Genomic DNA, 581 nt, shown 5'->3' with positions numbered 1-581 from the left:
GAGGAAAACCATCCAGACTGCCTAGTGCTGCTGGTGGACGCGACGCGGCTGGACAAGCTGGAGGCGTTGGACTGTCAGCTTTGCAAACAGGGACTGTTGCTGCCGACAGTGGTGGCCATTGTGTCGGAAGAGCTCAAACCGGAAGGCGGCGCCAGCCGCTCCGGTGAACCATCCTCCCCCCCTGTTCCTCCAGGGGCAAGAGCTCTGCTCAAGCGGGAGCGGTTTTTCTACCACAACGCCACCCTGGTTCGCCTCGTCTCGCCGTCAGAGCTGTTGCCGCCAAAGGGATCCCAGGCCACTCCTTCTGCTTCTCCCTCTCCCTTGGAGCTGCTGATCAACCGAGCCATTGCCCTGTTTCTCCAGATTGCTCCCACCTGCAGCCTGCCTGCAGCAAACCCTTACCCCAAGGATCAGCCCTACCTGCTCTACACGCACCAGCAGCAGCGGCGGCTGGCGGAAAAGCTGCGGGAACGCCTCGGCTACGCCGGCGTGTACTACCAACGGGATCCGGAGCTGGTTTACCGCCACCTGCCCCCCGACGAGCAGCCGGCCCTCAAGCGGCGGCTGCGCAACCTTTACCC

Annotated in this window: 1 pseudogene; it reads left to right on the top strand. The window is 63.3% G+C overall.

Annotated features, from left to right (window positions below):
- Positions 1–581 (top strand): annotated as a pseudogene (locus tag NW858_RS11945) (circadian clock protein KaiA); the annotation flags it as partial.

This window comes from Synechococcus sp. H55.10 (assembly GCF_047502715.1).
Classification (GTDB): Bacteria; Cyanobacteriota; Cyanobacteriia; order Thermostichales; family Thermostichaceae; genus Thermostichus.
This window is presented reverse-complemented; position numbering and strand designations above follow the sequence as displayed.